Below are 18,290 nucleotides of genomic sequence, written 5' to 3'. Positions count from 1 at the left end.
AAGAATTGATGAAGCCAGCTTCTTTTTACATCTGCATTTTCACCCTAAAAAATGGAGTTTATATTACAACAAGGCCAGCAGACTTCCTGCCGGCCTCTTCTGCAATTAAACAAATTCATAGGATGTTACAGTGCGTTCTACTAATCTGGCTTCTTTTACAGCCGCATAGCTGCCATTGCTGCCTTGAAATACATCTGATGAGATCATTTGCTCCATCGCTGCTTTTACTGCATCTGGATCAATTGGTTCTTTCGGCTGATCAATTGAAATTCTTGCCTGCTTGTCTAAATTTGTAAGAAAGGTAAGCTCCAATGTTTTTTCCATGCCTTTTTCCCTCCCTTCTTTCGTTTAAATGTAACCATTATTCTACGATTGTGTAGCTGTCGTTTCTTGTTATTGAAACGATTGGTGTGTCGGTAAGAGTGCCCACGGCTTGTGCTGCGGATAGTAAACCATCTGCTGTAGCTTCTTTTTTGATGTTAGAAAAAGTTTTCGATTTAAGGATCGGTTCTCCTTTTTCATTCAAACCTGTTTCAAACGCAAGCTTTAACTTTGTATCAACCATAAGTGCTTGTGCCATTGTGATCACCTCCTTTCACTTTCTATATAAATAAAAAGCAGTAGAAAGGACAGGTATTAGGTAAAAGTTTTTTAATTTATTTCCTCAGGTTAATGAAACAAGCCATTCTATCACATTTTCATAAGATATATAGAAGCCGGACAAAGGAGGTGGTTTTATGGACTTATTAACATTCCTGAACCAGAAATACGTCATACTAATACCGGCTCTTTGGGTTATTGGAGCCGCTTTAAAAAATACCCCTATTATCCCGGATTGGACGATTGTTTGGATTTTATTTCTATGTTCAATCACGATTGGAAGTCTAGCTCATGGTTTTACGTACGAGTCAGTGGTAAATGGGATTATAGCTGCTGGTATAGCTGTTTTTGGGCATCAAATGTTGAAACAGACTTTGGAAGGAGGCTTGATAAGAAAACAAAAGAAGTAATTCAGCAACAAAATCAGCTTTCTGCCAATTGATCATGCCAGCTGCTGCTGGCATATTGGCTACATATTGAAAAGAATAAATTTACTGTGGATCTGATAAGGATAGCGAAACTATAGTTGAGAACTAGAAGGATATATAAGAGGATGGATTGTCTGAAAGGATGAATTTTCACCTTAACCACTGTAAAATATAAGAGAAAAAATTACAGAAATGAAAAAAGCACCCCTCCAGAGATGCTTTTTCCAGCTTCTATATTACTGTTCAAACAAGCGTGTTTATATTTTAAAACGTGAAACAACTGTCTGCAGATCTTCAGACAATTTAGCTAAGGACTCTGCTGAGGTAGCAACTTCTTCCATTGTTGCCAGCTGTTCTTCTGTTGCTGCGGATGTTTCTTGAGCAGAAGAAACATTGCGTTCAGATATATTCTTAATTGTAATGATTTGCTCGTTAATCTTATCACTTATTACCGATAACGTTTCAATTGATATATTAACTTCTGCCACTCTTTCAATGACATCTCCAATTGACGTGAAAATTTCCAAAAAGGCTGCATTCGCATTCTCTGTATCTGTCAGTCCTTCATGTACTTGGGCATTTCCTTCTTCCATTGCAATAACAGCCTGCTCTGTTTCTCCTTGGATGAGATCTACCATCTGCTGAATCTGATCTGCAGATTTCTTTGATTCTTCAGCCAGCTTTCTTACTTCATCTGCAACAACAGCAAAACCTTTGCCATGTTCACCAGCTCTTGCTGCCTCAATCGCTGCATTTAACGCTAATAAGTTCGTTTGATCGGCAATTGACGTAATCATTCCAACGAAATTGCTGATTTCTTCAGAGCGAGTTTTTAGGGCCGTAATATATTGAGTGGCATTCCCTACAGATGTGTTGATGTCCTTCATTTGCTGCACCACATTTTTTACAGCGTCTGTACCTTTATCCGTCAATTCAGTAGCTTTTTCTGTTGCAGTTAACATTTTTTCACTGCTTTGCGAAATTTCTTTAATACCAGAAGACATTTCGTCAACGGATAGGGATATTTCTTGAAATTGATTCAGCTGAAGTTCTGTTTCTGCTACATTTGACTGAGAAATGTGTGCAACCTGCTCTGAAGCAAGCGTGCTTTGTTCTGAGCTTGCTGCCATTTCTTCACCGCTGGCAGCCACTTGACTGGAAGTATCCCTAACTTGTCCAACTAGCAATCTTAGTTCATGCACCATCTTATTTAAAGATGTTATAAAGCTTCCAATCTCATCGCGGTTTTTAACCTTTAATTTCCCTTGACTTAAGTCTCCCTTAGCAACTAAATCAATCGTTTTTGCGGCGAGTTTTATCGGCTTAGATATGGATGCGCCAATGAAATAAGCAACAATAATGCCAAGAATAATTGCACCAATACTGCTTAAAAGCACAATCATCTGTATTGTACTGACCGCTGCAGCAGTTTCCTCCGTCTGTTCAGAAAGCAGATTCTCTTCAACTTTTACCAAGCTGTCTGCTGTAGTGATAAATTCTTCTCCAGCTTCCTTTGCAGAAGTTTCTGCCAATTCCATATATGCAGCTTCATTTTGCTGAATTTTTAAAGTAATTTGCTCTTCAGCAATCTCATAAAATTGTGTATGCAGTGCATCGATCTCTTCAACCAGCTGCTGAGATTCCTGATGGTAAGCACTCTTTTTTAAAACGTCTATGTAATGAATCAGTCTCTTGCGGGCACTTTCAAAGTCTTCCAGGTAAGAAGAATCCCCTGTGAGCAAATAGCCATTAATACCATTCGCCTGATTATATAAGTCTATTTTTAAATCTTTTACAGTCAGTGCAACCGGCACTCGATTATCAATAATTTCTTCGTACTGTTTATTTACATGTTCAAGCTCATAATTGGATAATCCTGCTACAATACCAAATAGAAGAAATACGATGAAAAATCCAAACAGCAGCTTCTTCGCTACAGTCATTTTCATTTTCTTGCCTTTTTTCATTACCCTCTTCCTCTCGTGTCGAATAGTAGGTGTATATAGGATATTATACTTATAAGTTACCATAGAATAGGGCTAAACGTCAGCTACTTTTAACCTATTTCATAGAATGGCTAAAATGATTGTCTTGAAAAAGAAATAGTTAACGAGGAACAACCTGACAGGGTTAATGCTAAAAAAAATTGCTGAATCATTTATCTCAGCATTTGGCGTTAGTGGATCTTTTTATTTATTTTAATGTAAAAAAATGCCGCCAAACTCTTGGAGTTTAGCGGCCACTATGCAGACCAAAGATCTATTAGGGAGGAGATCTTACAATGTTATTGTATGCTTGATCCTTTTACTGGCTTGGACAAACATCCCTAGGTAGAATCATCATTTCTTTATTTTTTTACATTGGACTTACACTTGTTTTTTCAGGATGCTTTCATATTGTTTTGCTGTACGGATTTCTACTGTTAATTGCCCATTCTCCATGACAGTATGAATTAGAAAAGGGGCACCTGCTGTATTTTGAAAGCGGAAATCAAGACCGCCATAAGAAACCGTTGCATCTCTGCCAACAGGCACATATCCAACCGTAACAGAATGATTATGTTTTTCAACATATTCAACTGCCAATTGATCTACTGCGTTAAATAAGGTTGAAGAAGTTTGGCAGATTCCTCCTCCAATACCCATAACAAGTTTGCCATTTACAGCTTCTTCTGCTGGCTGATAACCATGTGCTTCGTCACTTGGCCCTACTGTTGTATTAAATGAAAAAATATCATCCTTACCAACAATAACCTGGTGAATTGCATCTGTTGAGAGTTTAATATTTTTTGTTCTTCCTGCCACATTAGAATTAAAATGGGTTGTATAGGAAGCAATGACAACCTCATTTAATTTGCTGGCGTCTTCCTCAGCATAGCCGCTTGCTGTCGTATATAAAGGAAGCTCTACCTCACCGCCTTTTTCTGAGGCAGCCAAAATCCGATCGACAAGTTCTTCTTCTTCAAGAATAACTCTTGGTGTTCCTTTAATGATTTGCCCATCAGCACCCATTTTATCAGGAACCATGCGCTGATCATAACCACTCTTTTCATCAGTGCCTCGAGCCAGGTCTTTCGCCCACTTTTTTAATTCATTTACATAGGATTCCTGATTTTCACTATAGCCTAATTCTTCGGGATCTATTACTCTAATTTCTTTTTCTGTTTTTGGATCAATGATTGAAATATGAAGAGTTTTTTCAGCCTCCGTTTCTAACTCCTCCTTTTGTTCTGATTTTGGCTGTGCCGCACGTTCTAATTCTTCAATTTTTTCCTCAAGCTGAACAATTTCCTTTTTTAATTCCTCTTCCCTGGGTTCCTGTCCTGAACACCCACTGAGAATGATTAATCCGAGAACTGCAAACAAGCTATAAAAACTCCATTTTTGCTTCATGTTTCCCCCTGTATACATGTAAAATTTAGATTCATTTATATGTATGGGCTTAAAAGGAAAGATATGTAAGAGTTTATAAAGATTTTTCTTCTAAAAAAGTTAAAGTACCAGTTTATAAACAAGGAAACGTTCATATTGATTTTTCTTAAATAAGGCAGATAAATCTATTTCCTGCTTTAACTCAAAACATGGATGTTTTTCTAAAAAATCCACATAATCACTGTCGATATAATAAAAAATCAATTCGATATCTCTCCAGCTTTCTTCTGCTGAAAGTAAGATATTATTGATGACCTTTATAAATATTTGCACAGTAAAAGGATTAAAAAAGTAAAACCGATTTTGGGATGGAAGAATTATGTAATCTTCTGCTAATGTACATTCAAAGTGTATGTTACCAGCCGATTTAGCTTTCTTTTTGTAGCTTTTGACATTCAAAAGTGCCTGCTGATAAAACTGTTTATTCATTTCAATTCCTGTCGCTGCATTTTTAAAATGGTAATGAGTATAAAAGTTCAATCTGCCCTTGCCGCAGCCATAATCAACTAAATGATCAGAAGGAGAAAGCTGATAATGCTTAAACAATTCATCTAGGGCACGATAAGGCGTAGGCTCATAGCAGTGATAATGAAATGAAGAAATAACACTAAGCTGCTGTTCTGATGTAGAAATATTTAGTTTTGCTTCATACTGCTCTTCCATTAACATATTTAGTCTTCACCTATCTTTATCATATGGAAAAGGCTGCCCATTATGAATGGCAGCCTTTTGCTTATTCTGTATCTTCTTCAGTACTTGATTGTTCTTGATCTGTGGATGTTTCATCTGTCTGCTCTTCATTGTCATTAGAAGGCTCGGAGTCATCCTCAGGAACAGTATAGTTATATTGAGAACGGTCAATTGCCTCGAAGCCTTCTGGTTCATAAAAACGAAGGAGGTCTCCGTTTACGACCTTGTCAGATAACGCAAGCTTATTCTCAACAACTGCCTGCATTTCTTCAGCTTCATCTAGGCGAGCTTCATCTTCAATCAATTCACCGGTTTTGGAATCATAGTATTTGCCTGAAATCGACGAAATGGTTGAGCTGACAAAATCACCATTTCTGAATGGTATGACATCGTCATGTCCCTCTGACAATAAGTCTGTTCCAAATTGCAGATAATCTTTTGTATCGACACCAAGTAAATGCATCAGAGTAGGCATCAAGTCAATCTGACCGCCATACTCGTGATTTATTCCGCCTTCCATTCCAGGAACGCGAATGAATAATGGCACACGCTGCAGGCCAGTTTGTTCAAATGCGCCAACTTCATGACCTAACACTTCTTCCATTGCCTTTGTATGGTTGCTTGAAATTCCATAGTGGTCGCCATACATAACGATCACAGAGTTCTCATACAGCCCTGATTCTTTAAGATAATTGAAAAACTCTTCTAAAGCCTCATCCGCATAACGAGCTGTACGGAAGTAATTATCCACTGACTTATCTCCAGTGGTGTGAGGAGCAATGGTTGCTTTATCCTCAGCTAATGGATATGGATAATGGTGTGAAACAGTAATAAATTTTGTATAGAAAGGCTGTGGCAATGATTCAAGCAGCTGTTCAGACTGCTCAAAAAACGGCTTGTCCATAAGTCCATAATCAGCCATATCTTCTTCATTCAGTTCATAGTAGCTGCTGTCAAAAAAGTGATTATATCCAAAAGATTTATAAATCTCATTACGGTTCCAGAATGTGCCAGAATTACCGTGGAATACAGCAGATGTGTATCCTTTCTGACCTAAGATACCCGGAGCAGATTGATAAGTGTTCATCCCTTTTGTTGTAAATGCAGATCCTTGCGGAAGTCCGTATAAAGAGTTCTCAAGGATGAATTCTGCATCAGCTGTTTTTCCTTGTGCTGTCTGATGAAAGAAGTTATCAAAATAAAGAGTATTATGATCTTCAGTCATTGAATTTAAAAAAGGTGTTACTTCTTCACCATGCAGTTCATAATCAATTAAAAATGTCTGAATAGATTCAAGGTGAATGTAAATGACATTTTTTCCTTCAGCAATGCCAAAGTACTCTGGATTTGGTTCTGCATAATTAGATGACGTAAAGTTTACAACTTCTGTCGTATCGTTGCTGTCGGCCATAACACGCTGTGCCGAAGCTTTTGTACTTTGTACTGCATCGTAAATTGTATAGTTGTACATACCTAAATACTTAACAATATAGTTACGGTCAAACCCTCTTGTTAATAGCTGCGGACGGTCTGTTTCTGCTAAGCCAAGATTAGCACATGAAATCGCAAGTGCCAGTGAAAATACTGCGGCAGCTTTGCGGCGGCTCATATCCTTCATTTCAATCTTTGCAAATTTAAACACAAGCATTAATAATAAAAATGCAAAATCTGCAAAGAATAACAGGTCATATGGTCTAAGCAATGATAATACACTGCTGCTGACATCCCCAAAGTTTTGAGTCTGCGTTAAAGTCGGCAGTGTAATAAAGTCGTTGAAGAATCTGTAATAAACAGTATTCGCATAAAGTAAAAACGACATGAAGAAGTACAGCACCATTAAGGTTATATACTTTTTCCGTCCCTTGAAAAAGGATGCAATCCCCAAGAACAAAATGGAAGATCCTAACGGGTTTAAAAATAACAAAATCTTTTGCAGTGTATTTTCTATTCCAAGTTCAAATTGTGTTAATTGTACAAAATATGTTTTCATCCAAAGGAAGAACACAGCTAAAAAGAAAAAGCCAATATATTTGCTGAAAATACTTTGACCTTTACTCAACATGTTGTTCATTTCTTGCACCTACCTTCTAGCACACTATTATAGCATATTAGCATTCTATTTTATATATGATTAACTTCCCTAACCAATAAATGGTTATTTTATCCTGTGTCAAAACAATGACCACAGTTATATAACTATACTCCGTTTTTTTATTAAGTCAAGTATCTCCAATTAGACAGAAATTTATCAATAATATTGCAATAACAGATGAACAATTTCTCTACGCTTGATCGATACTTGTATTGTGCCCAGACTCTTGCTTGGACGATACAGAGGATAAGGGACTGGAGATATTTAGTATAAAACAGCGATATTGGATTGTCCAATCATTTCCATTCGACAAAATGGCATTCTGATGCGGCTGATGGTTCCATCAGGCTGAGTATTCTCTCATCACACAGTAGGAGGGTTTTCTGCTTAGGCAAGTCTGCTGGCTCTAATAAAAAAACCCGAACAAATAGACAGATAATCAATAAATCGTCTAAACTGTTCGGGTTAAACATAGTCTGAATTACTTACTTTTTAACCTGTTTTACTATCAGTTTTTAGCTAATTTTGGCGAAAACTTCTGCTGCTCTTCAGCTGGTTCTTCCGCCTGTTTAGAACGTTTAATAAAGAAAGCTAAAATGAAAGCCACTGCCGCAATTCCAGTCGCCACTAGGAATGCATCATTAATGCCTTCTAGTGTAGCTTGCATCGTAATTTGCTGCTGCAATTGAGCTGCTGCTTCAGCTGTCGGCTGAGCATCGCCGCTTTGCTGCATAGCATCCGCAGCGAGATCTTTTGCGTAGTGCTCACTTTGTGTAGTCATAATTGTTACAAGTAAAGCAGTCCCAATTGCACCTGAAACTTGGTTTAAGGTATTGTTCATCGCAGTTCCATGCGGATAAAACTTCGTTGGCAGCTGATTAAGCCCGTTAGTTGAAACTGGCATCATTACCATTGACATCCCGAACATACGAACAGAGTTCATGATGACAAGCTGCGTGTATGTGATATCCATCGTTAAATTACTGAAGAAATATGTTGTTACCACGGTAATTGCTAATCCAATAATCGCTAATACACGACCGCCAAATTTATCGAATAAACGTCCAGTTATAGGTGACATAAACGCCATAACCAATGCACCTGGCAGCATCATTAAGCCTGCATCTAATGGCGTAATACCACGGATGGTTTGAACATAAATAGGTATTAATAGCATTCCTGAGAACATAGCCATATTCATTGTCATCGTTATAACAGAAGATAATGCAAACATCGGGAATTTAAAAACGCCAAAGTTCAGCATTGGAACAGTCTGTTTGTGCTGACGGATAATAAATGTAACGAGTGAAACCACTCCAACAGCCAGTGGAATAATAACATGCAGACTGTCCCAGCCTTTACTTCCAGCAGAGCTGAACCCATATAAAATTCCGCCAAATCCTGCACTCGATAGAATTACAGATACAATATCCAATCGTAAATGCACTTTTTCTTTCTTATCTTTTAATAAGAAGAAACCAATTAGCAATACAATCACTGCGATTGGAGTTACAAAGTGGAAAAGCATTCTCCAATCATAATTTTCAACAATCCAGCCTGATAGTGTTGGCCCAATTGCAGGTGCAGCCATTAAGATCAGACCGAAAATCCCCATAGCCGCTCCCCTTTTTTCAATTGGAAAGCTAACCAGCATAACATTCATTAATAACGGCATCATGATAGCCGAACCTGATGCCTGAAGCATTCTTCCTGAAAGCAAAATTGGGAATACATGGGCGATTCCGCATATTAAAGTACCAATTGTAAATAAAGTCATGGCAACTAAGAATAATCTGCGCACTGAATATTTTTGAATTAAAAACGCAGTCATCGGAATTAATACTCCATTGACGAGCATAAAGCCAGTCGTTAGCCACTGCACAGTTGTTGGTCCAATTTCTAAATCCTTCATAATAGACGGCAAGGCGATATTTAGCAGCGTATTATTTAAAAAAGCAATAAATGCACCAATCATTAAAACTGCAATAATGCCGTACGGAGGCCGTGTGTTTGAATTGTGTTTTTCTTCCATTGTTTTCACCTCTTATTGTACTGTCGGTACATTAATTTGTACCTTTGTTCTACATCATAGGCAATATCATATAACACTCAATCACTTTATGCAATCAAAATTTCTTCGATTTCCTAAATTTATTATTTCTGACTTTATAGGAATTATCATTCCCTTTTCCATTAAAATTGAACGTAAAAAAGTAAATAGAAGACTGTTTTTGCAAGATATGACTAAATGCTCCTTAAAAAAGTGATTATAAAAACAGCAATATTTTATAAAAGAGCTAAAAAGAAAAAGGCTGGGACAAAACGAAATTATTCTTTCTAAAACACAAATATAAAACATCTTGATTTGTTTGGGTATTTAAACAAGTCCGTTCCATTGCGCTGCGGACACTCGCTTTCCGAGGGGAGGAAGCTGAGCCTCCTCGGCGCGCCTGCGGGGTCTCACCTTTTCCTCTATTTCCCTCCGGAGTCGAGGGTCCTCCGCTCCATTTCACTCCTGTTAATAAAAATATTTTTTTAAAAATAAAAAAACCGAATGATTAGAAAGATGACTTTCTAACCATTCGGTTCTCTTAGTGTGTTAAATACTTATGTCCCAGCCTTTTTTCGACTGTCTATTTCAATGGTAGGCATTCTTAATATGGTGCTTTCTGATAGAAGTAATTTGGCTTCTTGATTTTATTATCATAGGAAGAATGAAAGATATGGGTAGAAGCCGGGGAAATTGGCGGTATAAGCCAAGTCCAGTCTCCAGTTACCTCTCTTTTCTGATCGGCTTCTATTTCTTCAAACCGTTTAAATTGCTTAGCGGCCGTATGATGGTCCACAATGCTGACACCAGTTTTCTTGTACGAGTAAAGAACAGCTGCATTTAACTCGACTAGTGCTCGATCCTTCCATAGAGTTGCATTTGTTTTAGTATTAAGTTCAAGCAACTCAGCAACTTGTGGCAGCACATTGTACCGTTCAATATCAGCAAGGTTTCTTGCACCAATTTCAGTTCCCATATACCAGCCGTTAAAAGGAGCTGCACTATACTCAATGCCGCCAATCTCCAGCTTCATTTCAGAAATAATTGGTACCCCATACCATTTTAAGTTTAAATCGCGAAATTCCGAAAACTCTGGATGCTCTATCTCTATTTCTTTAACAAGTTCATGTGGGACTTCTCTCCATTTTGGAGTCTGATTATTGATTTGAACTACGATTGGCAGGACATCATACATTCCATATTTAGGCTTCCAGCCCAGCTGAATACATTCCTTTGTAAATGCAGCCGAATGAGGATCACCGACTATACCTTTCTCTGAATCGTATCCAGCATACCGAATCAGCTGATGATTCCATATGCGGAAAGCTTGGTTTTTCTCCTTTTGAGGAAAAATCGTAATGGTAGGACGAATTCTCCCCTCATTTGTTGCGTATATAATATGGTCTATGAGAGCAGCTAACATTTCCTCTTCATTTTCAATGTTTCTTTTATCAATGACCGTGAGCTGTTCCCAAAATAACCTGCCAATACAGCGATTGCTGTTTCGCCATGCCAGTTTAGCTCCATAAGTTAACTCTTCAGCAGTGTGTTTGTATGTACCTGTATGTTCAATACTCTTTTCAATTTCCTGGTGACGAAGTTCAATTTCTTCTCTGCTTTTGCCAAGCTCCCGATAACAGAGCTGAATAAACTCTTTTGCCACTGTTCTTAGTTCATTAATCAAGAGTGAACCTCCTATTTAATATTGATACTTCATATATATACTCATACAATTTACAGATTAAAGAATCTATCTGATTGGCAAAACTAAAAGGGCTGCCTATGGCTCAATTTGATTACTGCCTTATTTGTATCTCTAAAATAAGACGCTTTTTCAGATAATCTTCTGTGTTACTATTCATAAATTTCAATTTTCTACAAAAAAAACTGCTATAGTCAGCAGTTTACCTTATTTATATAGTATTATCAGCATTGCTGGCGGGACCGCCTGGGAATCGAACCCAGCTGACCGCTCACGGCGGTCACATATGGTTTTGAAGACCACGGAGGACACCAGTACCCCATTCAGCCCCATTTATAAAGTTGAGAATATGTAAGTTCTTATAATAACCCTTTAGTTAATACACTGTAACATGGTACTATGTTTTTCATTATCTTTCAATAGTAAATACCTTGTAGTTTCTATATAATTGTTACATTCTTATGAACAGTCAAATGACTGAATATAATGAATGTGCTAGAATGACTTCTTGTCTGATAGTAAAACAAGGTTTATAATAGGATCAGAATATTTCAGTGTAGGTGAATGCAATGCTTGAAGGCTGGTTTTTATGGTTTATTTTGTTTTGGATTGTCGTTTTACTTGGTTCTTTTGCGATTGGCGGCTTTTTTATGTTCCGAAAATTCTTAAAGCGCTTACCAAAAGAAGACGGCAAATCCGATATGGATTGGGAAGAACATTTTGTAATGGAAACAAAGCATTTATGGAAGCAAGGTGAAAAAGAGCTGTTAGATGATCTTGTTAGTCCCGTTCCAGAGCTATTTAGGGATGTAGCACGCCAGAAAATCGCTGGAAAAATAGGAGAACTTGCTGTAAAAGAGAAAGCAAAAGTGATTAATCAGGATTTGGTTATCCGAGGATATATTTTAGCAACTCCGAAAAGGGATCATAAATTTCTCCGCAAAAAACTGGATGAAAGCCGAATTAGTATCGTCCCTTATGAACATTTATTCTAATCAAATGTATAAACAAAAAATGCTCCGGCACAGGCTGGAGCATTTTTGTTTGCTTTGCAAAAAGGACACTCTATTACCGGATACGAATAAGCCGTTCTTTTTATCAGACCGCATTTTTCCCTAATAAAAGAGTGTTCTGCAGCTTCTTAAAATTGATATACATCGCAATACGCCAAGGTACAATCATAGCAAAGGCTAAAATCCAAAACATACCTCCAAGCTGGCCAACATCAATAGATGCGCTTAAAATGGACTTTGCCGCAATTCGTATGACAAGTAATCCAATTAAAATGAATATAAATGCTTTAGAGCGGATTAAATATATATCGTTTTCCTTAATTTCAAATTTAGATGTTTTAATCAATAAGATTGAAAATAACATACCTACTAAGATGGCTTCCAGTATTTCAATTGGAGTCACACGGAAGACAGGAAATATAAACATTAGCGCACCAGTACTCATAAATAATGGCGGCAAAATAATTTTTCTAGCTGAAGCAGGTTTTTCAGCAGACTTCATTCGGATAAACATAGCAAAAATGGCCATGAGCACTGCACCTATAGAAGAAACAACTACCATGTTCATACAAAGACATCCTTTTTTCTATAATTTTGACTATCTTATTATATCTCAAGTTAATAGAATGAGTCATCTATTATGAGATTTTATTACGAATTTAGAGATAAAAATGAAAAAACGGCACCTTCATCAGATGCCGATTCAGTGTACATTCAGTTTAAAACTCTTTCTACCGCATCCAAAACGCGTGATTCGTCAAATGGCTTAACGATAAAATCTTTTGCGCCTGATTCAATTGCTTCCACGATCATTTTCTGCTGCCCCATTGCTGAGCACATAATGATTTTAGCTGAAGGGAATTCCTTCTTAATTTCTCTCATTGCTTCAAGACCGCTCATCTCAGGCATTGTGATGTCTAAGGTTACAAGATCAGGCTGCAGTGTACGGTAAAGATTGATTGCTTCTATTCCCGTTTCCGCTTCGCCTACAATTTCATGCTGCGCCTTTTTTAATATGTTTGAAAGCGTAAGTCTCATAAATTTCGCATCATCCACTATTAAAATCTTTGCCATTGGTGTTTCCCCCTCGATACGGCGACGGTAAGTTCAATTATATGTAAAATACAGCTGTCTACTTGAGAATTACATAATCCAATATACCTAATTTAATCAAAAATATCAATTCAAAGTACCCGACAATTTTTGCGGATGGATGAACTGAATGTTCAATTTTATTTTTCTCAGTGGTTTACACTCACTTTTAAGCCCTATTAAAATCCTTTAAATCCGCCTGTTAAAGCAGTGAAATAGGAAATGATCATTGTCATCCAATCGAAAAATAAAATAATCCCCATCACGATCATAATGTATCCGCCAATTTTCATCAATTTCACATTATGTTTTTTAATCCATTGCAATTTGCCAATAAAAAACGACATAACAAAAAATGGAATAGCGAAACCTAATGTATATGCAATCATATAAAATATACCGGAACCAGGGTTTGTTGCCGCTAACGCAATAACGGATACAAGAATCGGCCCCATGCATGGTGTCCAGCCAGCTGCGAAAGCAAGACCAATTAAGACAGAACCGAAATATCCCGCAGGTCTGTTCTTAAATTCAAAACGCCTTTCCTTCATTAAGATTTCTGGACTGATAATGCCGACAATCATTAATCCAAACACAACAATAAAGATCGCGCCAATCTGCCGGATCAGATTATTATACTCTCTGAAAAACTCACCAATAAAAGTAGAACTAAATCCAAGTGCAATAAAAATGATCGAAAAACCAATTAAGAAGGCTATGGTATGAAAAAGGCTTCTCTTCTGCAGCATGGCATTATCATTTTTCAGTTCACCTACAGACATCCCAGTTATGTAGGACAAAAAAGCAGGATATAAGGGCAAACAGCAAGGTGAAATAAAACTTAAAAAACCTGCACCCAATGCAAGAAATAAATTAATATCTGTCATGGTAACAACTCCCGATCATATAGTGATCATGTTCTATTCTAGCAAAAGCGCCAAGAATAGTTAGGTTTAAATGTGAACAATTTATGTCATAACACCATTAATCAAAAAACAAAATTTCAGCATGTAAGCTACCCGTAATTCTAACCCATTTTCTAAATAGATGTCCATATATTTCTATGTTTCAAGTACGCAACTAATGTTATTTTATTTAGACATCCTAAAGTTTTACAAAAGTTTCTTTTGAATTAATTACCAACATTCGTTATACTAGATAAGAGCTAACAATTATTGTGACAATTTCTTGAGTTTTACATGGGTGGTTTATGATGTCTGTACTATTTGCTAAAGGTGAAATTGATATGAAGGGATTTCCAGCCGTGAATAAAAATGAATTGCTTGCATTAATCGAAAAAAAACGTTCAGAATTAATTCAAGTAGCCATGTCAAGCGGGTTAAATTCTACGGATGCTATTAAATATAGTCAAGAGCTGGATGCCTTATTAAATGAATACAATCGTACCTTTCTAAAAAAAGCGTAGAATGCAGGTCACCTCTCATGGCAGCCTGCATTCTTTTTTATTTCATTTTCCGTATTAAGTTCCTACTGCGTCTTCCACGATTTCAGCTGTCCCATTCTGTAATAAATACATTTTGTGATAAAGCCCTCTTTGGGAAAGCAGCTCCTGGTGATTGCCCCTTTCAACTATTTCCCCCTGGTGGAGAACAAGAATCTGTTCAGCATCTTGAATCGTTGATAATCGATGGGCAATTGCAATTGTTGTTCTGCCCTTTCGCATTTTGTTTAGCGCAAACTGGATGGCTTCTTCTGTTTCGGTATCAATATTAGCCGTCGCTTCATCTAGAACTAAAACCTTGGGATTAGATGCAATGGTTCTGGCAAAAGCTATTAGCTGACGCTGCCCGCTGGAAAATGTTGATCCTCTCTCTACTACCTTATGATCATATATGTCCTCTAATTGCTGTATAAAGTGATGCGCCTGGACAAATTCAGCTGCCTTTTTAATCTCTGCATCTGATAGTCCATCATTATATAGACTAATATTATCTTTAATGGTTCCATAAAAAAGGAATGGATCCTGCAGGACGAGGCCAAGCTTTTTGCGGAGCTCTTCTTTTCCATAATGCTTAATGGAATGTCCGTCTACTAAAATATCTCCACGCTCAAATTCATAAAATCGCATCATCATATTGATAATTGAACTTTTTCCGCTTCCTGTATGACCAACAAGTGCCACCGTTTCTCCAGGTCTGGCTTTGAAGCTAATATTTTTTAGAACTTCCCTTTTGCCATCATATGAAAAGGAAACATTGCGGAATTCTATTTCACCATTTGTAACTTGCAAGGTGCTGTTTTCAAGCTGATCAGGAGCAAGCTCATCTTCATCAAGCAGTTTAAAAGCGCGTGACGCCGCAATAATCGCCTGCTGATACATAGACAGGCGCTGCATGATATTATTAACAGGCTCAAAAAAACGGTCTAAATAACTGACAAAAGCATAAATAACGCCAATCTCAACCGGACTATTTAACGAATTAAAGCCAAAAAAGCTCAACACGATGATTAAGGCAAGTGCGTAAACAAGATCGATGGCTGGACGAAGCAGCAATCCATCAATCTTTATATTCCGTATCCCTGCTTTATAATGCGCTTCGTTAATTTCCTCAAATTCATTTCGCATTCTCTTTTCCTGCTGAAAAACTTGAATAATAGCCATTCCCTGCAAAGATTCACTTAACTTGGCATTCAGCTGACTGAGCCGTTCACGCAAATCCTGATAAAAAACGGAGCTGTATTTTCGATATGCTGCCATAATCATGAAAATAAGCGGCAAAATAATAAGGCAGAATAAGGCAAGCTTCACATTCAGGATAAACATAGCAATAAAAATCCCAACCAGCAGAAATCCGCCTTGAATAAAGGTCACTAAGACACTGACAAACATATCCTTTATCGCTTCAGTATCATTTGTAACACGCGAAACAATGCTGCCGGCAGGTGTTTTATCAAAATATTTTAACCCAAGAGCCTGTACCTTACTAAAGACATCAATTCTCAGCTGCTGTATGATTTTCAAGGCGATTTCCTGGAATTTCAGCAGCTGAAAATAAGAAACAATTAAGTTCATGACTTGAAGACCTAAATATGCTGCCCCAAGAATAATTAATGGTTCCGCAACCAGATTTTGAGGACGCAAGTAATCATCGATGAAAACACTAACCAGAATTGGGCCTAATATATCTCCCGCCGTTGTAGCCAGCAGAAGGAGAAATGCAATGATAATTGTTTTTTTATGCGGTTTTGTATAGGATAGTAAACGAAATAAAATATTTCTTTGTTCTTTCCCTGTTAAAACTGGTATTTTTTCCATCTCGCTACCCTCCGTACTCCACAAGTTCTTCTAATTGCTGACGTAAAAACATTGTTTTATACCAGCCTTCTATTTCCATCAGCTCTTCATGTGTTCCCCGCTGAATGATGGTTCCTCCATCCAATACGATAATTAGATCAGCATGCTGAATGGCACTTAATCGATGTGCCGTTATGATTGTCGTTTTATTTTCTCTTTCTTCCTTTAATGAACTTAAAATTGCTTCTTCTGTCTTAGCATCAACTGCTGATAACGAATCATCCAGCACTAGAACTTCATGATTCATCAGCAGAGCTCTGGCGATTGAAATACGCTGCTTTTGTCCTCCTGAAAGCGAAACGCCACGTTCCCCAACGACGGTCTCATATCCGTCTGTAAATTGCAGGATATCCTCATGAATATGCGATAGCCGAGCAGCATCATAGATTCGTTCCGTATCTATCTTTGGACTTGTAAAAGCAATGTTCTGGGCCACAGTTGTTGAAAATAGAAAATGCTCTTGCGGTACATATCCTATCGCTGCCCTTAGGCTGTCCAGTTTATATTTCTTAATTGAAAGGTTATTAAAAAGAACCTCACTCTTTTCCCCTTCAAACTCGCGTGTAAGAAGTTTTAATAAAGTTGTTTTGCCTGCACCGGTTTTCCCGACGATTCCTAGAGTTTGCCCTTTTTTCAGTTCAAAGTGAATATCTTTAAGGACGGGAACATTTGCACCCGGATATGTAAAAGAATCAATCTGATAATGAAGGTTTCCACTCGGTACCTCTCTGCTGGCATCTGAATCTTCTCGAATGTCTACTTTTTCAGCTAATAATGCTCTAACACGGTCATATGATGCTCTTCCACGCTCAACAATATTAAACAGCCATCCGAACGCGAGCATCGGCCATACCAAAAGACTCAAATACGTTGTAAAAGAAACAAGTTCTCCAATTGTAATTTCCCCAGCAAGAACAAATCGTGCTCCAAACGCAATGGATAGAAAAAATGACACACCCACAATAATGCTGATGGTCGGATCAAATAAAGCGTCCACCTTTGCAACTGAAATATTCTTATTTACAACATCCTCAGATTGCTTGCGAAAATCTTCTATATCTTCTTTTTCCTGACCAAATGTTTTAATGACCTTAATGCCAGAAATACTTTCCTGTGTTTTATCATTTAAATCCGAAAAAGCTTCCTGTGCTTTGTGGAAACGTTTATGAAGCAATGTGCCATACCAGCTGGTTAAAATAGCCATTAGCGGCATCGGAATTAGCGCAATGAGAGTGAGCTTCCAGCTGATCGTTGCTGCCATAGCGATGATTACAGCTCCTCCTGTAGCTAAAGAATCAACTAATGTTAATACCCCAGCTCCGGCTGTCTGCTGAATTGCGGATAAATCATTAGTCGCATGTGCCATTAAATCACCAACGCGTTTCTTCTGATAGAAAGCTTGGGACATCTTAGTAAAATGGTGATAAAGATTGTTCCGCAGCAGCCTGGCAAGCTTAACAGATGAACCAAAAATCATGATTCGCCAAAAATACCGCAGCACATACATGGCAAATGCACATGCAGCCAAAACTCCGATCCAATAAAGAATAGTCTCAGCAGTTAGGGTATGACCAATTATTTGATCTACAAAAATACCAACAATTCTCGGCGGGACCAGCTGAAGAACCGCCACAAATAAGAGTAAGATGATGCCTGTAATATACGCCTTTTTTTCTTGTTTAAAAAACCACATTAAATCCCCAAAAACTCTCATAAGATGTCCTCCACGTTCTTCCATAATAACCAACTTAGTTTATCAAATATTTAAAAAATAGGAAAGATTAAATTTAAATTCCTAAAGTGGTTTGTAGGTAACAACATGAAACCTTTTCCCTGCTCAATCGTAGGATAAGATAGGAAGAAATTCATTGAAAGG

At 37.6% G+C, this 18,290-nt stretch carries 16 protein-coding genes, 1 tRNA gene and 1 pseudogene; 3 read left to right on the top strand and 15 right to left on the bottom strand.

Annotated features, from left to right (window positions below; translation table 11 throughout):
* Positions 1-105: 105 nt before the first annotated feature.
* Positions 106-324, bottom strand: a complete 219-nt coding sequence (locus F7732_RS02965) for a DUF2922 domain-containing protein (RefSeq protein ID WP_151572168.1) — start codon at positions 322-324, stop codon at positions 106-108.
* A gap of 37 nt (positions 325-361) precedes the next feature.
* Positions 362-580, bottom strand: a complete 219-nt coding sequence (locus F7732_RS02960) for a DUF1659 domain-containing protein (RefSeq protein ID WP_066446217.1) — start codon at positions 578-580, stop codon at positions 362-364.
* Positions 581-737: 157 nt separating this feature from the next.
* Here F7732_RS02960 and F7732_RS02955 point away from each other — a divergent pair, with 157 nt between their 5' ends.
* Entirely contained in the window at positions 738-1,010 is a 273-nt protein-coding gene (locus tag F7732_RS02955; protein WP_151572167.1) for a phage holin family protein, read from the top strand.
* 275 nt (positions 1,011-1,285) lie between these two features.
* On the opposite strand, the gene F7732_RS23375 is transcribed toward F7732_RS02955, so the two are convergent.
* From F7732_RS23375 to F7732_RS02920, 8 genes and pseudogenes are all read right to left on the bottom strand, one after another.
* On the bottom strand, positions 1,286-2,158 hold the full coding sequence (locus tag F7732_RS23375) for a methyl-accepting chemotaxis protein (protein WP_420837671.1): 873 nt from the start codon (positions 2,156-2,158) through the stop codon (positions 1,286-1,288).
* Positions 2,159-2,227: 69 nt separating this feature from the next.
* Positions 2,228-2,971, bottom strand: a pseudogene (locus tag F7732_RS23370) (CHASE3 domain-containing protein); the annotation flags it as partial.
* Between the two features lie 423 nt (positions 2,972-3,394).
* A complete protein-coding gene (locus F7732_RS02945) occupies positions 3,395-4,420 on the bottom strand; it encodes a VanW family protein (protein WP_240056504.1) in 1,026 nt (341 codons plus the stop codon).
* Positions 4,421-4,519: 99 nt separating this feature from the next.
* Positions 4,520-5,128 (bottom strand): class I SAM-dependent methyltransferase, encoded by a 609-nt coding sequence (locus F7732_RS02940; RefSeq protein WP_240056503.1) that lies wholly within the window; start codon positions 5,126-5,128, stop codon positions 4,520-4,522.
* A 64-nt stretch (positions 5,129-5,192) separates the two neighbouring features.
* Entirely contained in the window at positions 5,193-7,220 is a 2,028-nt protein-coding gene (ltaS, locus tag F7732_RS02935; RefSeq protein WP_151572164.1) for a lipoteichoic acid synthase, read from the bottom strand.
* Between the two features lie 529 nt (positions 7,221-7,749).
* Entirely contained in the window at positions 7,750-9,273 is a 1,524-nt protein-coding gene (locus tag F7732_RS02930) for a DHA2 family efflux MFS transporter permease subunit (protein WP_151572163.1), read from the bottom strand.
* 622 nt (positions 9,274-9,895) lie between these two features.
* Positions 9,896-10,975 carry a nitric oxide synthase oxygenase gene (locus F7732_RS02925; protein ID WP_420837667.1) on the bottom strand — a complete coding sequence of 360 codons (1,080 nt, stop codon included), beginning with the start codon at positions 10,973-10,975 and terminating at the stop codon, positions 9,896-9,898.
* Between the two features lie 252 nt (positions 10,976-11,227).
* A tRNA-Sec gene (locus tag F7732_RS02920) sits at positions 11,228-11,324 on the bottom strand.
* 238 nt (positions 11,325-11,562) lie between these two features.
* Here F7732_RS02920 and F7732_RS02915 point away from each other — a divergent pair.
* Positions 11,563-11,988: a DUF2621 domain-containing protein gene (locus F7732_RS02915; protein WP_151572162.1), complete on the top strand. Its 426-nt coding sequence runs from the start codon at positions 11,563-11,565 to the stop codon at positions 11,986-11,988.
* 103 nt (positions 11,989-12,091) lie between these two features.
* Here the strand turns inward: F7732_RS02915 and F7732_RS02910 are convergent, their stop codons facing one another.
* The 3 genes from F7732_RS02910 to F7732_RS02900 all read right to left on the bottom strand — a co-directional run bounded on the left by F7732_RS02910 (position 12,092) and on the right by F7732_RS02900 (position 13,985).
* Positions 12,092-12,574, bottom strand: coding sequence for a CcdC family protein (locus F7732_RS02910; RefSeq protein ID WP_066446248.1), 483 nt, complete (start codon positions 12,572-12,574; stop codon positions 12,092-12,094).
* 146 nt (positions 12,575-12,720) lie between these two features.
* Positions 12,721-13,080 (bottom strand): response regulator, encoded by a 360-nt coding sequence (locus F7732_RS02905; protein WP_151572161.1) that lies wholly within the window; start codon positions 13,078-13,080, stop codon positions 12,721-12,723.
* Between the two features lie 197 nt (positions 13,081-13,277).
* Positions 13,278-13,985: a cytochrome c biogenesis CcdA family protein gene (locus F7732_RS02900; protein WP_151572160.1), complete on the bottom strand. Its 708-nt coding sequence runs from the start codon at positions 13,983-13,985 to the stop codon at positions 13,278-13,280.
* A 326-nt stretch (positions 13,986-14,311) separates the two neighbouring features.
* Here F7732_RS02900 and F7732_RS02895 point away from each other — a divergent pair, with 326 nt between their 5' ends.
* The gene (locus tag F7732_RS02895; RefSeq protein ID WP_420837666.1) at positions 14,312-14,524 is read left to right on the top strand and encodes a Spo0E family sporulation regulatory protein-aspartic acid phosphatase; all 213 of its coding nucleotides are present in this window, start codon (positions 14,312-14,314) and stop codon (positions 14,522-14,524) included.
* A gap of 54 nt (positions 14,525-14,578) precedes the next feature.
* Here the strand turns inward: F7732_RS02895 and F7732_RS02890 are convergent, their stop codons facing one another.
* Complete coding sequence (locus tag F7732_RS02890) at positions 14,579-16,375, bottom strand: ABC transporter ATP-binding protein (RefSeq protein ID WP_151572159.1); 1,797 nt, start codon at positions 16,373-16,375, stop codon at positions 14,579-14,581.
* A 4-nt stretch (positions 16,376-16,379) separates the two neighbouring features.
* Positions 16,380-18,128: an ABC transporter transmembrane domain-containing protein gene (locus F7732_RS02885; protein ID WP_151572158.1), complete on the bottom strand. Its 1,749-nt coding sequence runs from the start codon at positions 18,126-18,128 to the stop codon at positions 16,380-16,382.
* Positions 18,129-18,290 lie beyond the last annotated feature (162 nt).

Source organism: Bacillus mesophilum, assembly GCF_008923265.1.
GTDB classification, from domain to species: domain Bacteria; phylum Bacillota; class Bacilli; order Bacillales; family Cytobacillaceae; genus Cytobacillus; species Cytobacillus mesophilum.
The sequence above is the reverse complement of the archived record's forward strand: the minus strand, read 5'-3'. Positions and strand labels throughout refer to the sequence as shown.